General features: G+C 72.5%; 13 protein-coding genes. 3 read left to right on the forward strand and 10 right to left on the reverse strand.

Annotated elements, in window-relative coordinates:
- Nucleotides 1–59: 59 nt before the first annotated feature.
- The 6 genes from abc-f to A3IG_RS0127595 all read right to left on the reverse strand — a co-directional run bounded on the left by abc-f (nt 60) and on the right by A3IG_RS0127595 (nt 6,943).
- Nucleotides 60–1,691, reverse strand: coding sequence for a ribosomal protection-like ABC-F family protein (gene abc-f, locus A3IG_RS0127570; protein WP_018386818.1), 1,632 nt, complete (start codon nt 1,689–1,691; stop codon nt 60–62).
- Between the two features lie 278 nt (nt 1,692–1,969).
- Nucleotides 1,970–2,128: a hypothetical protein gene (locus A3IG_RS34705; RefSeq protein ID WP_018386819.1), complete on the reverse strand. Its 159-nt coding sequence runs from the start codon at nt 2,126–2,128 to the stop codon at nt 1,970–1,972.
- Between the two features lie 127 nt (nt 2,129–2,255).
- A complete protein-coding gene (locus tag A3IG_RS0127580; protein WP_018386820.1) occupies nt 2,256–3,230 on the reverse strand; it encodes a cytochrome c oxidase assembly protein in 975 nt (324 codons plus the stop codon).
- Between the two features lie 298 nt (nt 3,231–3,528).
- A complete protein-coding gene (locus A3IG_RS0127585; protein WP_026220736.1) occupies nt 3,529–4,554 on the reverse strand; it encodes a 6-phosphofructokinase in 1,026 nt (341 codons plus the stop codon).
- A 368-nt stretch (nt 4,555–4,922) separates the two neighbouring features.
- Nucleotides 4,923–5,651, reverse strand: a complete 729-nt coding sequence (locus A3IG_RS0127590) for a type 1 glutamine amidotransferase (protein WP_018386822.1) — start codon at nt 5,649–5,651, stop codon at nt 4,923–4,925.
- Nucleotides 5,652–5,686: 35 nt separating this feature from the next.
- A complete protein-coding gene (locus A3IG_RS0127595; RefSeq protein WP_018386823.1) occupies nt 5,687–6,943 on the reverse strand; it encodes a MurT ligase domain-containing protein in 1,257 nt (418 codons plus the stop codon).
- 303 nt (nt 6,944–7,246) lie between these two features.
- Between A3IG_RS0127595 and A3IG_RS0127600 the strand changes: the two genes are divergently transcribed.
- A complete protein-coding gene (locus A3IG_RS0127600; RefSeq protein WP_018386824.1) occupies nt 7,247–8,470 on the forward strand; it encodes an acyl-CoA dehydrogenase family protein in 1,224 nt (407 codons plus the stop codon).
- 95 nt (nt 8,471–8,565) lie between these two features.
- Here A3IG_RS0127600 and A3IG_RS0127605 read toward each other — a convergent pair whose 3' ends face one another.
- The 3 genes from A3IG_RS0127605 to fahA form a co-directional block, all read right to left on the reverse strand.
- On the reverse strand, nt 8,566–10,707 hold the full coding sequence (locus A3IG_RS0127605; RefSeq protein ID WP_018386825.1) for a catalase: 2,142 nt from the start codon (nt 10,705–10,707) through the stop codon (nt 8,566–8,568).
- A gap of 121 nt (nt 10,708–10,828) precedes the next feature.
- Nucleotides 10,829–11,932: a PucR family transcriptional regulator gene (locus A3IG_RS0127610; protein WP_018386826.1), complete on the reverse strand. Its 1,104-nt coding sequence runs from the start codon at nt 11,930–11,932 to the stop codon at nt 10,829–10,831.
- A gap of 223 nt (nt 11,933–12,155) precedes the next feature.
- Nucleotides 12,156–13,385: a fumarylacetoacetase gene (fahA, locus tag A3IG_RS0127615; protein WP_018386827.1), complete on the reverse strand. Its 1,230-nt coding sequence runs from the start codon at nt 13,383–13,385 to the stop codon at nt 12,156–12,158.
- A gap of 243 nt (nt 13,386–13,628) precedes the next feature.
- Here fahA and A3IG_RS0127620 point away from each other — a divergent pair, with 243 nt between their 5' ends.
- Both A3IG_RS0127620 and A3IG_RS0127625 read left to right on the forward strand, forming a co-directional pair.
- Nucleotides 13,629–14,714, forward strand: coding sequence for an S-(hydroxymethyl)mycothiol dehydrogenase (locus tag A3IG_RS0127620; RefSeq protein WP_018386828.1), 1,086 nt, complete (start codon nt 13,629–13,631; stop codon nt 14,712–14,714).
- Nucleotides 14,711–15,340 (forward strand): MBL fold metallo-hydrolase, encoded by a 630-nt coding sequence (locus A3IG_RS0127625; protein ID WP_018386829.1) that lies wholly within the window; start codon nt 14,711–14,713, stop codon nt 15,338–15,340. The genes A3IG_RS0127620 and A3IG_RS0127625 overlap by 4 nt, the downstream gene beginning before the upstream one ends.
- A gap of 43 nt (nt 15,341–15,383) precedes the next feature.
- On the opposite strand, the gene A3IG_RS0127630 is transcribed toward A3IG_RS0127625, so the two are convergent.
- Nucleotides 15,384–16,811, reverse strand: a complete 1,428-nt coding sequence (locus A3IG_RS0127630; protein WP_018386830.1) for an MFS transporter — start codon at nt 16,809–16,811, stop codon at nt 15,384–15,386.
- Nucleotides 16,812–17,122 lie beyond the last annotated feature (311 nt).

A 17,122-nucleotide genomic window follows, 5' to 3' on the forward strand; every position in this document is an offset into this window, starting at 1 on the left:
ACGGGTGTGCGAGCCCACCAGCCCCGAGGGCCGCGACACCACCACTCAGGACCCGGAGGTCACCCCGTGGCCCCGGTCTCCAGCAGCCGGCCCCCGGTGAGCCGGAGCCACCGGTTGACCCCGATCTCCGCCAGGAACCGCTCGTCGTGGCTGACCACCACGAACGCCCCCCGGTAGGCGACCAGCGCGCTCTCCAACTGCCCGACGCTGACCAGGTCGAGGTTGTTGGTCGGTTCGTCGAGCAGCAGGAGCTGGGGTGCCGGTTCTGCGAACAGGACACAGGCCAGCGTGGCGCGCAGGCGTTCGCCCCCGGACAGCACCGCGACCGGGAGGTGCGCGCCGGAGCCCCGGAACAGGAAGCGGGCCAGCAGGTTCATCCGCTCCTCGCGCGGCATCCCCGGCGCGAACGCGGCGAGGTTCTCCGCCACGGTGCGGTCCTGGTCCAGCAGGTCGAGCCGCTGCGAGAGGTAGGCGACCCGGCCGTCAGCCCGCCTGGTCAGGCCCCCGTCCGGCTCCAGGTCGCCGCCGAGCAGGCGCAGCAGGGTGGACTTCCCGGCGCCGTTGGGACCGGTCAGGGCGATCCGCTCCGGTCCCCTGATGACCAGGTCAACGCCCTCACCGGCGAAGATCTCCCGCTCGCCGCGGCGTACCCGCACCCGTTCCCCGAGGAAGACCGTGCGTCCGGACGGGACCTCGGTCCCGGGGAGGTCCAGCGAGATCCTCTGCTCGTCGCGCAGGGCTCGGCCGGCCTCGTCGAGTCGGGCCGTGGCCGCGCTGACGCGCGCCGCCTGCCGCTCCTGGGACTTCCCGGCCGACTCCTGGGCGTTGCGCTTCATCGCACCGGCGACGATCTTCGGCAGGCCGGCGTTCTTGATGTTGCGGGCGGCGTTGTTGGCCCGCCGCTCGGCCCGTTCACGTGCCTGCTGCATGTCCCGCTTCTCGCGCTTGACCTCCTGCTCGGCGTTGCGGATGTTCCTCTCGGCCACCTCCTGCTCGGCGCGCACCGCCTCCTGGTAGGCGGTGAAGTTCCCGCCGTGGGAACGGAGCTCGCCCCGGTCGAGCTCGGCGATGCGGTCCATGCGGTCGAGCAGGGCCCGGTCGTGGCTGACCAACAGCAGGCAGCCGGTGAAGTCCTCGAGCACGGCGTGCAGCCTGCGGCGCGCGTCGAGGTCGAGGTTGTTGGTCGGTTCGTCCAAGAGCAGGACGTCCGGCCGCTTCAGCAACTGGGCCGCCAGGCCCAGGGAGACGACCTGGCCGCCGCTGAGCGTGTCCAGGCGCCGGGCGAGGGACACCTCCCCGAGTCCGAGCCGGTCCAACTGGGCACGGGTGCGCTCCTCGACGTCCCAGTCGTCACCGATCGTTGCGAAGTGTTCCTCGCTGGTGTCCCCCGACTCGATGGCGTCCAGCGCCTTGATCACGGGGGCGATCCCCAGGACCTCCGCCACGGTCAGGTCGCCGACCAGCGGGAGGCTCTGCGGGAGGTAGCCGGTGACCCCCTCGACGGAGACGGTTCCGCTGCCGGGCCGGTACTCGCCGGTGATCAGCCTGAGCAGGGTGCTCTTGCCGGCGCCGTTCGGAGCGACCAGGCCCGTGCGGCCGGCGCCCACGGTGAAGGAGAGGTCCTGGAAGACCGGGGTGTCGTCAGGCCAGGAGAAGTGCAGGTTGGAACAGATGATGAAGGAGTGGGACATGCGAGGGACCTCGTGTGTGACGCGGGCGTGCCACGGCCGCCCGGCGGAGAACTGACGGGACGACGAAGTGACCACGGCAGCACTCGAACGCGCCTGCCCGTGGTCGATCGCTTCCGGTATCACCCGGAGATGTCGTCGTCTCCCGCCATGTCCGGCCTCCCTCGTTCGCGATCACTCGCTCCCACCACGATAACAAAGATCTTCCCCGCCGCGGGGGCCCGTGGACGAACGCCGTGTGACCGCCGACCCCGGTTCCGAAACCGAGGCCAGAGACCGAACTATGCCTCGCTGGTCACGATCACACCCACCGTGGTCAGCCCCAGGACCACCCAGGTGAACCAGAGCCAACCGTTGCTCCCCATGGCGACGGAGTAGGTCGTCACCGCGAGCAGGCTCACCGCGGTGCACGCGATCATGGTTTTCGCGGGCGTCTGCATCCGGCCCTCCTTCCGCGAGCCGCCACAACAGGCAGCGGCACGGCCCGGTGGGAACAGTCCTTCGGGTCCATGCTGCCACTCGGACGCCCGATTTTCGCCGGTGCGGCGTACACCGCGGGCGCCGACCTCAGCGCGGCTGCGCGCCCTTCACCCCGTGTGCCCGCTGCTCGAGACCCGCCAGGTAGGCGTTGTACGCGGCCAGCTCCGCGTCCCCGTCCCGGTCCGCGGCCCGGTCCATCCGCTTGGCCTGACGCTCCTCCGAGCGCTGCCACTGGAAGACGAGCGCTATCAGCACCAGCACCGAGGGGATCTCGCTGAAGCCCCAGGCGATGCCCCCGGCCGCGTGCATGTCCGACAGCGGGTTCACCCCGAGCGAGGCCGGCGGGTTGTCGAACGCCTTCACCTCGAGCTCGCTGGACATCATCAGGGCGATGCCGAAGAACGCGTGGAAGGGCATCCCCATGAACAGCTCCAGGATGCGCATCACGTGTCCCGGACGGTGCGGCCCCGGGTCCACTCCCATGATCGGCCAGAAGAAGACCAGGCCCACGGCGAGGAAGTGCACCATCATGGCGATGTGCCCGGCCTTGCTGCCCATCAGGGTGTCGAACAGCGGAGTGAAGTACAGGGCGTAGAGGCTGGCGATGAACATCGGGATGGTGAACGCGGGGTGCGTGACCACCCGCAGGTAGCGGCTGTGCAGCAGCGCCACGAGCAGCTCCCGCGGACCGGTGCGCCCGCGTTCCGCCGGGGGCAGCGCCCGCAGCGCCAGCGTGACCGGGGCGCCCAGCAGCAGCAGGATCGGCGACACCATGCTGATGATCATGTGCTGCACCATGTGCACGCTGAACATCACCATGCCGTAGTCGTTCAGCGCGGTGCACATGGCCACGCCCACGGTCAGCACGCCCAGGACGAACGCCGTGGACCGCCCCCACGACCACCGGTCGCCACGCCTGCGCAGCCGCCACACCGCCGCGCCGTACAGTGCCAGCGCGACCAGACAGCCCACCAGGAAGAACGGCTCCCCGGTGAACGCCAACCCGCGGGAGAGCGTGAACGGGTCGGTCGGGACGCCGCTCCCGTGCCCGTCGTGGTCCATGCCGTGGCCTCTTTCGTGAGTCTGCCGATGGGACGGCGACGGCCCTGTTCCGAGTGGTCGGACGGCGGAGCGGTCCTGCGCCGCACCCGGCCGTCCGCCGGCGTCGCCGGGCGACCGCTTCGCGGCGTTCGTCCTGCTTGCCGTGCCCCCACCACAGTAGTCCTGGCGCGCCGCGCCCCCGCACCCGCCCCCGCCGGTCAACGGCGGCGGGGCCCGGCGTCCGACCAGGCGGACGACGGGCCCCGCGACCCGGCGATGCACGCGCCGGGCGGACCGGACGGCGTGCGTCCGGCTCAGCTCACAGCACGCACTCCGCCTCCACGTAGCGGGCCGGCGGCACCGTCTTCAGGTGTTCCACCGCCTCGGCCAGCGGCACCAGGGTGATGTCCGTGCCGCGCAGCGTCGTCATCATGCCGAACGCGCCGTCGTGCACCGCCTCCACCGCGTGCCAGCCGAACCGGGTGGCCAGCACCCGGTCGTAGGCGGTGGGGGTGCCACCCCGCTGCACGTGGCCGAGGATGACCGGCCGGGCCTCCTTGCCCAGGCGCTGCTCCAGTTCCACGGCGAGCTGGCGGGCGACCCCGGCGAACCGCTCGTGCCCGTAGACGTCCTTGCCGCCCTCGTCGAACTCCATCGTCCCCGGTCGCGGCTTGGCCCCCTCGGCGACCACCACGATGGCGAACCGCTTGCCCGCGGCGAACCGCTTGCCGACCAGTTCGGCCAGCTCGGTGACGTCGAAGGGCCGCTCGGGCACCACGATGGCGTGCGCACCGGCCGCCATGCCGGAGTGGAGGGCGATCCAGCCGGTGTGCCGCCCCATGACCTCGACGATCAGTACCCGTTGGTGGGACTCCGCCGTGGTCTTGAGCCGGTCCAGCGCCTCCGTGGCGACGCCGACGGCCGTGTCGAAGCCGAAGGTCACATCGGTGGCGGAGATGTCGTTGTCGATGGTCTTGGGAACACCGACGATCGGCAGTCCGGCGTCGGAGAGCATCCGGGCGGCCTTGAGGGTGCCCTCGCCACCGATCGGGATGACCGCGTCAAGGCCCAGGTCGGCGAGGTGCTGCCGGGCGCGCTGCACCCCGTCCCGCAGGTGCGCGGGCTGTACCCGGGACGAGCCGAGGATGGTGCCGCCACGGGCCAGGATGCCCGACACCGCGTCCAGGTCGAGCTCCCGGTAGTCGCACTCCAGCAGGCCCTTCCAGCCGTCCCGGAACCCGATGACCTCGTCGCCGTGGTCGACCACACCACGGTGCACCACGGACCGGATCACCGCGTTCAGGCCCGGGCAGTCGCCACCACTGGTCAACACTCCGATACGCATATCTTCCAACTACTCCTGAACTCAACCGGTGCGCGGCCGGACGCCATCGTCCGGTGGGGCTTGGGCACGTGGTGCAACGGGGCCCGGTGGGGCGCTGGGCACGGGACGGCGGCCGTGACCCGAGCGGCCCGCGGGCCGCTGCCCGCGGGGCTCGTGACCGGTGGGTCCGTGGCCGCGGGGCTGGCGCCCCGGCCGAGGTTCGGGGCCGGGACCCAGGGCTGGTTCCTCGGGCCGGCCGCATCGGGTCCGTGCGAGCCGTGGGCACCGGGGTGCCGGAGCCCGGGCGTCCTCCTTGACGACACACCCGGGATAACCCTACAAGAGCACAGGGGCGGTGATGGGCGCTCGGACGAGGGCGGTCCGCCCCGTCAGGCCGGCCGCTCCGCCGCGGCGATCCGCTCGGCGCGCAGGGCCTCGTACCAGGTCTCCTCCACCGGCGGCAGGGCGTTCACGTCCAGCGCCAGCTTGATCAGGAGATCGGCGATCGCCGGGTTCCTGGCCATCACCGGGCCGTGCATGTAGGTGCCGAACACCGTTTCGTTGTAGGCGCCCTCGGTGCCGTCGCCGGTGCCGTTGCCCTTGCCGATCCGCACCCGGGCGAACGGCTTGGCGCTCGGGCCGATCCGGGTGACGCCCTGGTGGTTCTCGAACCCGGTCAGCTCGGGGAGCCCCAGCCGCGGGTCGATGTCGGCCAGCACGTCACCGACGCACCGCTCCCCGGTGCCCCGCTCGCTGACCACGTCGAGGAGGCCGAGGCCAGGCTCCCGCCGGCCGAGGTCGTTGACGAACTCGTGCCCGAGGATCTGGTAGCCCGCGCACACCGAGAAGATGATCGCGCCGTTGCCCGCGGCCCTGGACAGGCCCCCGTCGCGGCGCAGCCGCTCCGCTGCGAGCCGCTGTGGCCGGTCCTCGCCACCGCCCACCAGGTAGATGTCCCCCGAGGTGGGGATCTGCTGGTCCGAGCGGACGTCGACGCGTGCCACGTTCAGGCCCCGCTGGCGGGCGCGGCGCTCCACCACCAGGACGTTCCCCTGGTCGCCGTAGGTGGACAGCAGGTCCGGGTAGACCCACACCAGGCGCAGGACGGACTCGCTCACGGATCTGCTCACTCCCTGTCGTCGTGTCACCTGACTCAACCGCCGACCTGGCGGCGAAGCTGCTGGAACGCCGTGTAGTTCGCGATGCACTCCATCCGTCCCGGGGGCGCGAGGCGCACCGCCTCGGAGACGTCCTCGCACACCCGGAAGTCCAGTCCCGCGACGTCGAGGCGCACCGCCAGGTCCAGCTTGCGCTGGCCGATCACGAAGATCGGGTGCCCGGCCAGCCGTGGGTAGTCCACGTCCCACAGCCAGGAGGTGTCGGTGCCGTCGGCGCCCAGGGCGTTGACCGAGAGGAGCACCGGGGTCGGGGGCGGATCGATCAGGGAGAACGTCTCCAACCAACCGGCCGGGTTCTTCGCCAGCAGGAGCCGCAGGTCGCGCCCCTGGTAGTTGACCACGTCATAGCGGCCGGCCACCGCGGCGACCGACTTCATCCGCTCCAACGCCGTCTCGGGGGGCACTCCGAACACCCAGGCCACCGCGGCGGACGTCGCCGCGTTGGCCTTGTTGGCGCGGCCGGGGAGCTGGAGCGACATCGGCCAGGCGGTGCCGTTCGGGTCCAGGACGTAGTCACCGGACAGGGCCCAGGTCGGCGGGGGCCGGCGGAAACCGCACTCCGCGCAGAGCCAGTCGTCGCCGGGCCGTTGGAGGACCCCACCGCAGGACGGGCAGGACCAGGCGTCGTCCTTCCAGCTCTGGCCAGCGGCCACCCAGACCACGTGCGGGCAGGAAGACGCGGCCCAGGCCACCAGCGGGTCGTCGGCGTTGGCCACCACCCAGGCGTCGGTTCCGGACAGGCCCTCGCGCCAGCGTTCGGCCAGCATCCGGGTCTCCGCGGCCCGGTCCAGTTGGTCCCGGGAGAGGTTGAGCAGCGCGATGGCCTTGGGCCGAACGTCCCGGGCGACCGTCGCCAGGTACTTCTCGTCCACCTCGATCACGCCGTACTTCGCCGCGGAACCACCGGCCAGGGCGGAGGTGATCCCGGCCGGCATGTTGGCGCCGAGGGCGTTGGAGACCACCGGGCCGTGCGCGCGCAGCGCCTCGGCGATCAGCCGGGTGGTGGTCGTCTTGCCGTTGGTCGCGGACACCAGCACCACGTCGAGGTGGGTCGCCAGCCGGGCCAGCAGGTCGGGGTCCACGCGCAGCGCGACCTTGCCGCCGATCACCGAGCCGCTGCCCCGGCCGGCGGAACGGGACACCGCCGCCACGACCTTGCCCGCGGTGACCGCGAGCTTGGCACGCGGCGTCAACGGCTCCGAGCTGCCCTGCTGTGGCGAGGCATCCTGCATCGTTGGTGCTCCTCCTCGAGTCGCGGCCGGGCCGCCGGTCACCTGCCATCCCCCGTGGGCCGTAGCCGGGACGAGCGGCGCAGGCCAACGGTCGCGAGGGAAGCCTACCGACTCCGGACAGCGGATCAGGACCCGACGGCACCCCCGTGCGGCCACATGCCCAGGTCACGTGGGCCCATCCGGTGCCAGGGCGTTGACATCGCTTACTGACCGGTAAAAGACTTCGGCCACCGCAGGTGACACCGCGGGTCCGGTGCCCGGGTGACCCGCCGGGCACCACCGATCCGCGCACCCGGAGGGAACATGGGCGATTCCACGCTCGAACTCAACGACGACCAGGTCCAGCTCCGCGACTGGGTCCACGGCTTCGCCGCCGACGTGATGCGACCAGCCGCCGCCGAGTGGGACGAGCGCGAGGAGACGCCCTGGCCGGTGCTGCGCGAGGCAGCCCGGATCGGTCTGTACTCCATGGACTTCTACGCCCAGTGCTACTTCGACCCGACCGGTCTCGGGGTCCCGGTGGTCATGGAGGAGCTGTTCTGGGGTGACGCCGGGATCGGCCTGTCCGTGGTCGGCACCACCCTGGCCGCGGTGGGCGTGCTGGCCAACGGCACCGAGGAACAGATAGGGGAGTGGGTGCCGCAGATGTTCGGCACCCCGGACGACATCAAGCTCGCCGCGTTCTGCTCCTCCGAGCCGGACGCCGGGTCCGACGTCTCGGCGATGCGCACCAGGGCGCGCTACGACGGGGCCACCGACGAGTGGGTGCTCAACGGCACCAAGACCTGGGCCACCAACGGCGGCCTCGCCGACGTCCACGTGGTGGTCGCCTCGGTCGAACCCGAGCTCGGCGCCCGCGGGCAGGCTTCGTTCGTCGTCCCACCCGGTACCCGGGGACTGTCGCAGGGGCAGAAGTTCAAGAAGCACGGCATCCGTGCCTCCCACACCGCCGAGGTCGTCCTCGACGACGTCCGGGTGCCCGGGCGCTGCCTGCTCGGCGGGAAGGAGAATCTCGACGCGCGGTTGGCCAGGGCCCGCGAGCGTTCCGCCACGGGGGAGCGGAGCCGCAACGCCGCCATGGCGACGTTCGAGGCGTCCCGTCCCGCGGTCGGCGCCCAGGCCGTCGGGATCGCCCGCGCCGCCTACGAGGTGGCCCTGGACTACGCCAGGACCCGGGTCCAGTTCGGCCGGCCGATCATCGAGAACCAGGGGATCGCGTTCCAGCTCGCCGACATGCGCACCCGGATCGACGCCGCCAGGCTGCTGGTGTGGCGGGCCTCGTGGATGGCCGTGGCCGGCAAGCCGTTCACCGCGGCCGAGGGCTCCATGTCCAAGCTGTACGCCGGGGAGACCGCCCGGTGGGTCACCGCGCAGGCCATGCAGATCCTGGGCGGGAACGGCTTCACCCGGGAGTACCCCGTGGAGCGGATGCACCGGGACGCCGCCGTCTACACCATCTTCGAGGGCACCAGCGAGATCCAACGGCTGGTGATCGCGCGAGCCCTCTCCGGGATGCCGATCCGCTGACCGGCCCCGCACCCGGCACCCGCACCCGGCACCCGGCCCCGTGCCGGGTCCGTTCGGGGGCGGGACTGGGGCCGGGGCCGGTGGGCGACGCGCGCTCAGGCGGCGACGCGGTCGGTGTCCCGGTCCCAGTGCCGGTGGGCCGCGAGAGCCTCGAGGAACGCGCCGGCGAAGCCACCGGGCACGGCGCCGGCGGTCACCACGCCGCGGTGGCTGCACACCTCCTCCCCGTCGGCGAGGCGCACCCCGGGCAGGTCGAGGCCCCGGACGAACGCCACCCCGGAGCCCACCGCGCCCACCGCCTTGCCGTGCTTGAACGCCTCCGCCACGTAGTGCGCCGCGAGGCCGTCGTCCAGCAGGGCCTGGGTGGACTCCTCGCCGCCCGGCACGCACACCGCGTCGTAGAGCACCGACGCCATGGTGGACATCGCCCGGTCCACCTCCAGCTCGCCGCCGCCCGCGGCCAGCACCGCGCCGTCACGCGCCGCGAGCACCTCGGGGACCGCCCCGGTGACGGTGAGCGCCTCGGTGATCGCACGCACCTGCCCGGCGTCCACCCCGTCCCCGACCAGGAGGGCGACCTTGCGGGTGGCCGTCGAGCCGGCCCCCTGCGCGGTCAGGCTCAGCGCCGCGGAGGTGCGGGCGTGGTTGACCGGCCGACCCCCCTCGGGGGCGGGCGGGGGCTCGAGACCGAGGCCCTGCGCGACCCGGGTGGCCAGGACGTGGTCGATCTTGCCGAGCTCCGCGACGGTCCGCCGGCGCACCTCGGGGTGCGCCACCTTGCCGAGCTCGAACCGGAACGCCGCGACGGTGTGGTCCTTCTCCCACCCCACCATGCTGTTCCAGAACAGCGTGGGCTGGCTGTAGTGGTCCTGGAAGCTCTCGCTGCGCTTCCTGATGGTCGACCCCTCCACCCGTTCCTGGCGGTGGGCGTACGCCCCGGCGCCCGCCACCACCGCGGGGCAGCCGGCGCCCAGCGTGTTGGGTGAGTAGGAGGTCGTGCCGGGGTGGATGCGGTGCTGGCCGTAGCCGTCCCGCTGGTTGTTGCGCACCTCGGCCACCGGTCGGTTGATCGGCAACTGCTCGAAGTTGGGCCCGCCGAGACGGATCAGTTGGGTGTCCAGGTAGGAGAAGTTGCGGCCCTGGAGGAGCGGGTCGTTGGTGAAGTCGATGCCGGGGACGACGTGGGCGGTGTGGAAGGCGACCTGCTCGGTCTCGGCGAAGAAGTTGTCCGGGTTGCGGTTCAGCACCATCTTCCCGATGGGCTGGACCGGCACCACCTCCTCCGGAATGATCTTGGTGGCGTCCAGCAGGTCGAAGTCGAAGGTGAACTCGTCCTCCTCGGGCACCATCTGCACCCCCAACTCGTACGTGGGGTAGTTGCCGCTGGCGATGGCGTCCCACAGGTCGCGGCGGTTGTAGTCGGGGTCCTTGCCGGCGATCTTCTGGCACTCGTCCCAGACCAGGCAGTGGGTGCCGAGCATCGGCCGCCAGTGGAACTTCACCAGGGTGCCGCGGCCCTCCGAGTTGACGAAGCGGAAGGTGTGCACCCCGAACCCCGGCATCATCCGGTAGCTGCGCGGCAGCGCCCGGTCGGACATCAGCCACATCACCGTGTGCAGCGTCTCCGGTTGCAGGGAGACGAAGTCCCAGAAGGTGTCGTGGGCGGAGGACGCCTGGGGGATCTCGTTGTCGGGCTCCGGCTTCACCGCGTGCACGAAGTCCGGGAACTTGATGGCGTCCTGGATGAAGAACACCGGGAAGTTGTTGCCGACCAGGTCGTAGTTGCCCTCGCGGGTGTAGAACTTCGTCGCGAACCCCCGCACGTCGCGCACCGTGTCCGCGGAGCCGCGGGACCCGCCCACCGTCGAGAACCGCACGAACACCGGGGTCCTGCGGGCCGGGTCCTGGAGGAAGTCCGCCGTGGTGTACGCCGCGAGTGAGGCGTAGGGCTGGAAGTAGCCGTGCGCCCCCGCACCCCTGGCGTGCACTACCCGTTCCGGAATCCGCTCGTGGTCGAAGTGGGTGATCTTCTCCCGGAAGTGGAAGTCCTCCAGGAGGGTGGGGCCGCGCTCGCCCACGCGCAGCGAGTTGTCGGTGTCGCCGACCCGGGTGCCGAAGTTCGTGCTGAGCCGAGTGCCTTCCGGGCGGTCCCGCACCTGGTCGAGCTGTGCCTGCTTGGCCTCGGCGGGATCGGTGCCTGGCGCGCCGTCGCCCTTGGAACGCTCGGGGTGCCGCATGGGGTCCTCCGGATGCCGTCGCTGATCGGACGATCTCGGTTACCCGTCGATCCCCGGGACAAACTCCGCTTCGGCCACCAGGCCCACCCTTTCGACCCACCCGTGCGGCCGGCCCGCGTCGCTAGACCGACCTGGCCGGCCAGTCCAGCAGCCGCGCGCCGATCACCGCCGTCTGCAGGGTGTAGCGGTGCAGTGGATCGGCCGGGTTGGAGCCGGTGAGCCGGTGGATCCTGGCCAGACGGTAGGTCAGCGCGCGCACGCTCAACGAGAGCCGACGCGCCGCCTCGGCGGAGACACAGCCGGCGCCGAAGTACACGTCCAGGGTCTCCAGTAGGGGCTCGGCCCCGCCCCGGGCCCCCTGGAGCGGACCGAGCACGGTGCGGACCAGGTCGGCCATCGCCTCCCGGTCCCGGGTGAGCACGGGGAACACCAGCAGCTCCGCGGCGCGCAGCACCGGCGTCTCCAACAGCATCCGGTCGCCGAGCTCGAGGGCGCTCAGCGCCTCCTCGTACGACTGCACCACCCCTCCCGGGCCGGTGTGTGGCCGCCCCACCGCCACCCGGTTGGCGCTGCCCCCGCCGAGCGCGGCCCTGGCCTGGGCGGCGAAGTACTCGACCACCTCGTCGTGGGTGCCGGGCGCGATGCACACCAGGAGACCGTCCTTGGTGGTCAGCAGCACCCGCCGTTCCCCGAACCGGCTGTTCACCGCGTCCTCGACGCTCCGGGTCACCGGATGGGTGTCGTCGAAGACCTCGGCGCCGCGAGCCACCACGACGACGTGGGAGTGCGCCAGGCGCAGACCGAAGCGCTCGGCGCGGGCGGAGAGCCGGCCCAGGTCGCTGCGGCCGTACAGCAGGTCGTCGACGAACTCCCGGCGCGCGGCCTCCTCCTGGCGCACCGCGAGGAGCTGGGCCCGCTCGTAGCCCTCGGCCATCGCGTCGATGGCCTGCTCCGCCGCCGCCAACACGCTCTGCGCCACCTGGCGCAGTTCCCGGGACCCGGACGCGCCGACCGCTCCGGGGAGCTCGGGCCACACCGCGCGGGTCCTGGCCAGGTGCCGGCCGACGAGCTGACGCAGTCCGTAGCCCTCCCCGGCCGCCCGCTCCCCGAAGGCGCGTCGGGCCTGGAGCTCGTCCCGGGTCAGTCGACGACCGGTGATCGACACCTGGGCCAGGATGTCGGCGTAGTCGTCGAAGAGGTGTTCCGGTATCGACCGCTGTACCACTGCTCCCCCATGTGTGTGCTCGAGTGCCCGATGAGCGGATCAAGAGTGGCACACCAGCGGGACGCCCCGGCGGGGTGCACACGTGGCACCCCTGGGCCGGCACGACCGGTTAGGGCCGCCCCGCCCGGGCCTGCCGGGCGGGCGGAGGGGGGCGGGGCGTACCGGACGGTGGGCTTCCGCCGGCCGGGGCGACGCGTGCGGGCCACCGGTGTGGCGGACGCGATCAGTCCCTGGCGGGCAACACCCGGCCGGTGACCTCGCCGAATCCGATCCTGCTCGAGCCGGGTCCCGGGGCCCAGGCGGTGACCGTCAGCTCGTCACCGTCCTCGAGGAAGGCCCGTTCCGTCCCGTCCGGCAGGACCAGCGGCTCCCGCCCCGACCAGGACAGCTCCAGCATGGAGCCGCGCTGCTCCCGATCGGGGCCGCTGACCGTCCCGGAGGCGAACAGGTCCCCGGTGCGCAGCCGGGCGCCGTTGACCGTCATGTGGGTGAGCTGCTGCGCCGGGGTGTAGTACATGTCGGCGAACCTGGGACGGGAGATCGGGTGGCCGTTGAGGCTGACGGTGAGCCGCAGGTCGAGGCCCCACGGCTGTTCCCCGGAGTCGTCCAGGTAGGGCAGCAGCTCCACGTCCCGCGCCGGGGGAGCGGTGCGGGCGGCCTGGAGCGCGTCCAGCGGCACGATCCACGGGGAGACGGAGGTGGCGAAGGACTTGCCCAGGAACGGGCCCAGGGGGACGTACTCCCACGACTGGATGTCCCGCGCCGACCAGTCGTTGACCAGGCACACCCCGAAGACGTGCTCGGCGAGGGCGGACAGCGGCACCCGCTCGCCCAGCGCGGTGGGAGTTCCCACCACGAAACCCACCTCCGCCTCGAAGTCCAGGCGCAGGCAGGCGCCGTAGGACGGCCCCGCGCTGCCCGGCGCCCGTCGCTGTCCCATCGGGCGGACCACCGGCGTGCCGGAGACCACCACGGTCCCGGCCCGGCCGTGGTAGCCGATCGGCAGGTGCTTCCAGTTCGCCGGCAGCGGGTCGCTGTCCGGACGGAACATCCGGCCCACGTTGGTGGCGTGGTGCTCGCTGGAGTAGAAGTCCACGTAGTCGGCCACCTCGAACGGCAGGTGCAGGCGTACCCGGTCCAGCGGCACCAGGCAGGGCTGCACCACCGGACGCAGCCCCGGGTCGGTGACCCATGTGGTGACGGCCGCGCGCACCGCCCGCCAGGCCGCGGGCCCCGCGGCGAGCAGCGGGTTCAGGGTGGGGTGGTCCAGCAGCTCGACGTGGGGGTCGCCCACCGCACGGGCGCACGCCGCGGCGTCCAGCACCCGGTCCCCGATCCGGATGCCGACGCGCGGGCTCGTCGGTGCGTCGTCGGTGGTGAAGCAGCCGTACGGCAGGTTGTCCGGGCCGAACGGGGAGTCCTCGGGGAGGTCTTCTAGCCAGGTCGCGGGCATGGGTGTCGGGTCTCCAGTCAGTGCGGTAGGCCGGGGCCCGGGGTTGCCGGGCGGCTCCGGGACGGGTTGGCCTCACCGGCTGGTGCGGTTGCCAGGCCGGCGGACGGTGACGATACCCGCCGGGCCCCGACGGCGCCGTAGTGCCTGGCCACACCGGTGGCTAGGCTGATCGCTGAGCTGGGGCGACCACCGCCAGCAGGGCCGCCCGCCGACAACGGGCGGGGCAGAGTCGAAGGGGCCAACATGCCGCACGAGGTCAGGGGCGTCGTCGCCCGCGCGAAGGGGGAGCCGGTACGGCTCGAGACGATCCTGGTCCCGGACCCGGGGCCGGGCGAGGCCGTGGTCAGCGTCGCCGCGTGCGGGGTGTGCCACACCGACCTGCACTACCGCGAGGGCGGCATCAACGACGACTTCCCGTTCCTGCTCGGCCACGAGGCGGCGGGCACGGTGGAGCAGGTCGGGGAGGGTGTGACCGACCTCGTGCCCGGGGACTACGTGATCCTGAACTGGCGGGCCGTGTGCGGCCAGTGCCGGGCCTGCCGCCGGGGTCGACCCTGGTACTGCTTCGCCACGCACAACGCCACCCAGAAGATGACCCTGGCTGACGGCACCGAGCTCTCGCCGGCCCTGGGGATCGGCGCGTTCGCGGACAAGACGCTGGTGGCGGCGGGGCAGTGCACCAAGGTGGACCCCGCGGCGGCGCCCGCGGCGGCCGGGCTGCTCGGCTGCGGGGTGATGGCGGGCCTCGGCGCCGCCATCAACACCGGCGCGGTGGGCCGGGGTGACACGGTCGCGGTGATCGGCTGCGGTGGCGTGGGCGCCGCCGCCGTGGCGGGGGCCCGGCTCGCGGGTGCCGCCCGGATCATCGCCGTGGACATCGACGACCGCAAGCTCACCTCGGCGGAGAAGCTCGGCGCCACGCACACGGTCAACTCCCGCACCGCGGACGCCGTCGAGGCGATCCGCGACCTGACCGGGGGCTTCGGGGCGGACGTGGTGATCGACGCGGTGGGCCGGCCGGAGACCTACCGCCAGGCGTTCTACGCGCGCGACCTGGCCGGCACCGTGGTGCTCGTCGGTGTGCCCACCCCGGAGATGACGCTGGAGCTGCCGCTGATCGACGTGTTCGGCCGCGGTGGTGCGCTGAAGTCGTCGTGGTACGGCGACTGCCTTCCGTCCCGGGACTTCCCCATGCTCATCGACCTGTACCTGCAGGGCCGGCTCGACCTCGACGCCTTCGTCAGCGAGACCATCGCCCTGGACGGCGTCGAGGACGCGTTCGCCCGGATGCACCGGGGCGACGTGCTGCGCTCGGTGGTGGTGCTGTGACCGCCCGCGTCGAGCACCTGGTCACCTCCGGCACGTTCGCCCTGGACGGCGGGGTGTGGGAGGTGGACAACAACGTCTGGCTGCTCGGCGACGACGCGGAGGTGCTGGTCGTGGACGCCGCCCACGACGCCGACGCCATCGCCGCCGCGGTCGGCGGCCGACGGGTGACCGCGATCGTGTGCACCCACGCCCACAACGACCACGTCGACGCCGCTCCCGCGCTGGCCCGGCTGACCGGGGCGCCGGTCCTGTTGCACGCCGAGGACCTGCCGCTGTGGCGCATGGCGCACCCGGACGTCGAGCCGGACGGCACCCTGACCGACGGGCAGCGCCTCACCGTCGCCGGGACCGAGCTGAGCGTGATCCACACGCCCGGCCACACCCCCGGCGGGATCTGCCTGTACGCGCCGTCGCTGGGGACGGTCCTCACCGGTGACACGCTCTTCCAGGGCGGCCCCGGGGCCACCGGCCGTTCGTTCTCGGACTTCCCGACCATCATCGACTCGATCCGGGAAAGGCTGCTGACCCTGCCCGCGTCCACCGTGGTGCGCACCGGGCACGGGGACAGCACCACCGTCGGAGCCGAGGCGCCCCATCTGGAGGAGTGGATCGACCGGGGTCACTGATCGGGCGTGCTCGTGCACCCCTGGCCGCCGCTCCGCGCGTCTTTCACCCGGCGTCGGGGAGGGTGGCGGCGGGGCGTTCGGCCGCGCGGCGTTCGGAGCCGGTCCGGGCCGCGCCGGCCAGCGCCCTGAGCCGGTCCTCTGACAGGTCGTACCTGGTCAGCAGCGGGAGGCTGATCAGCATCAGCAGCGCGGGCAGCGCGCCGAAGCCGATCACCACGCCGGTCAGCGCGGAGTCCGGCTGGGACACCCGGTGCTCCGCGTCGGAGGAGACGAACCCACTGACCGCGAGGACGAGGCCGAACAGGGCCGGCCCCAGGGCCAGCCCCATGGTCTCGCCCGCGGTCCAGAGCCCGGTGAACACCCCGGCCCTGCGCCGTCCGCTGGTGAACGTGTCCGCGGCGATGGCGTCGCCCAGCATGGACAGTTGCAGCATCTGCATCCCCGCGTAGCCGATGCCGGCGAGGCCCACGGCGGCGAACGCCGCCGCCTCCGGGAGCTGCCGGCACAGGGCGGCGACCGCCGCCCCCGCCAGGAAGCAGCCGGACGCGGCGAAGGCGGCGTTGCGCTTGCCCACCCGCCGACCCGCGGCCAGCCAGAGCGGCATGGCCAGCAGGGACGGGACGATCAGGCAGGCGAACAGCGCCGTGACGGCGTCGGGTTCGTCCAGGACGTAGGTGGCGAAGTACTGGGCGCCGGCGAGCATCAGCCCCGCCGCGGCGGACTGCACCACGTACACCGTCAGCAGCCAGACGAACGGGCGGTTCCCCCGGGCGGCCCGCAACTGCGCCGGGAGGGAGGGCTCGCTGACCGTGGCCGGCAGGGCGCTGGGGGCGCCGGCGGTGGCCAGGATGGAACCGAAGGCGCCCGCACAGACCAGCGCCCCGATGACCACGCCCATCAGCCGGTAGCCGGCGAGCGTGCCGTGGTCGTCCCCCGAGGAGCCGGCGAGCACCGGGGCGACGGACCCGGACAGCAGGATGGCGCCGCCGAGGAAGGCCACCCGCCAGGACATCAGGCGGGCCCGCTCGTCGGGGTCCGCGGTCAGCTCGGCGGGCAGGGCGACGAACGGGACCTGGAAGCACGCGAACCCCGTCGCGGTCAGCAGGAACAGCACGGCGACGTAGGCGGTGGCCCACCCCAGGCCCAGGGGCGGGCCGGCGAACATCGCCGCGAAGCCCAGCGGCAGGGCGACGGCACCACCGACCATCCACGGCCGACGCGGACCCCACCGGTGCGCCGTGCGGTCCGAACGGCTGCCCACCCAGGGGTTGAGCAGCACGTCCCACGCCTTGGGCAGGAAGACCAGGAACCCCGCGAGACCCGCGGCTACGCCGAGGACGTCGGTGAGGTAGTAGAGGAGCAGCAGTCCCGGCACGGTGTTGAAGGTGCCGGTGGCGAAGGACCCGAGTCCGTAGCCGACACGGACGCGCGTGCTCAGCGGGCCGTTGGGCGCCGCGTCTGTAGCGGACATGCGCGGAAGGTAGGGGACGGTCATCCAGCGGTGATAGCTCTCGGCTCGAGAGCGGTGTGTCAGGTGGTTCCCGCCGGCGCCCGCCCCGGGCCGCACCGTCAGAGTCTCCCCGTGCGCCGTGGCCCTCCCTCGTTCTGCCCTCACCGCTGGAACGTCGGAACGCCGACCGCCGTGCGGTTGGCCCTCGTGGGCCCGCGGTCCGGTTGGGCAAACGGGGTGCAATCCGGAGGAACGGAAGTCGATCGTCCGGCGCTTTTGACAAGTACAAGTCAGAATCAAGATGGTAGTCGCATCATCCGACACGTTGTTCC

Origin of the sequence: Wenjunlia vitaminophila DSM 41686, from assembly GCF_000380165.1 — a bacterium.
In the GTDB taxonomy this organism is placed as follows: domain Bacteria; phylum Actinomycetota; class Actinomycetes; order Streptomycetales; family Streptomycetaceae; genus Wenjunlia; species Wenjunlia vitaminophila.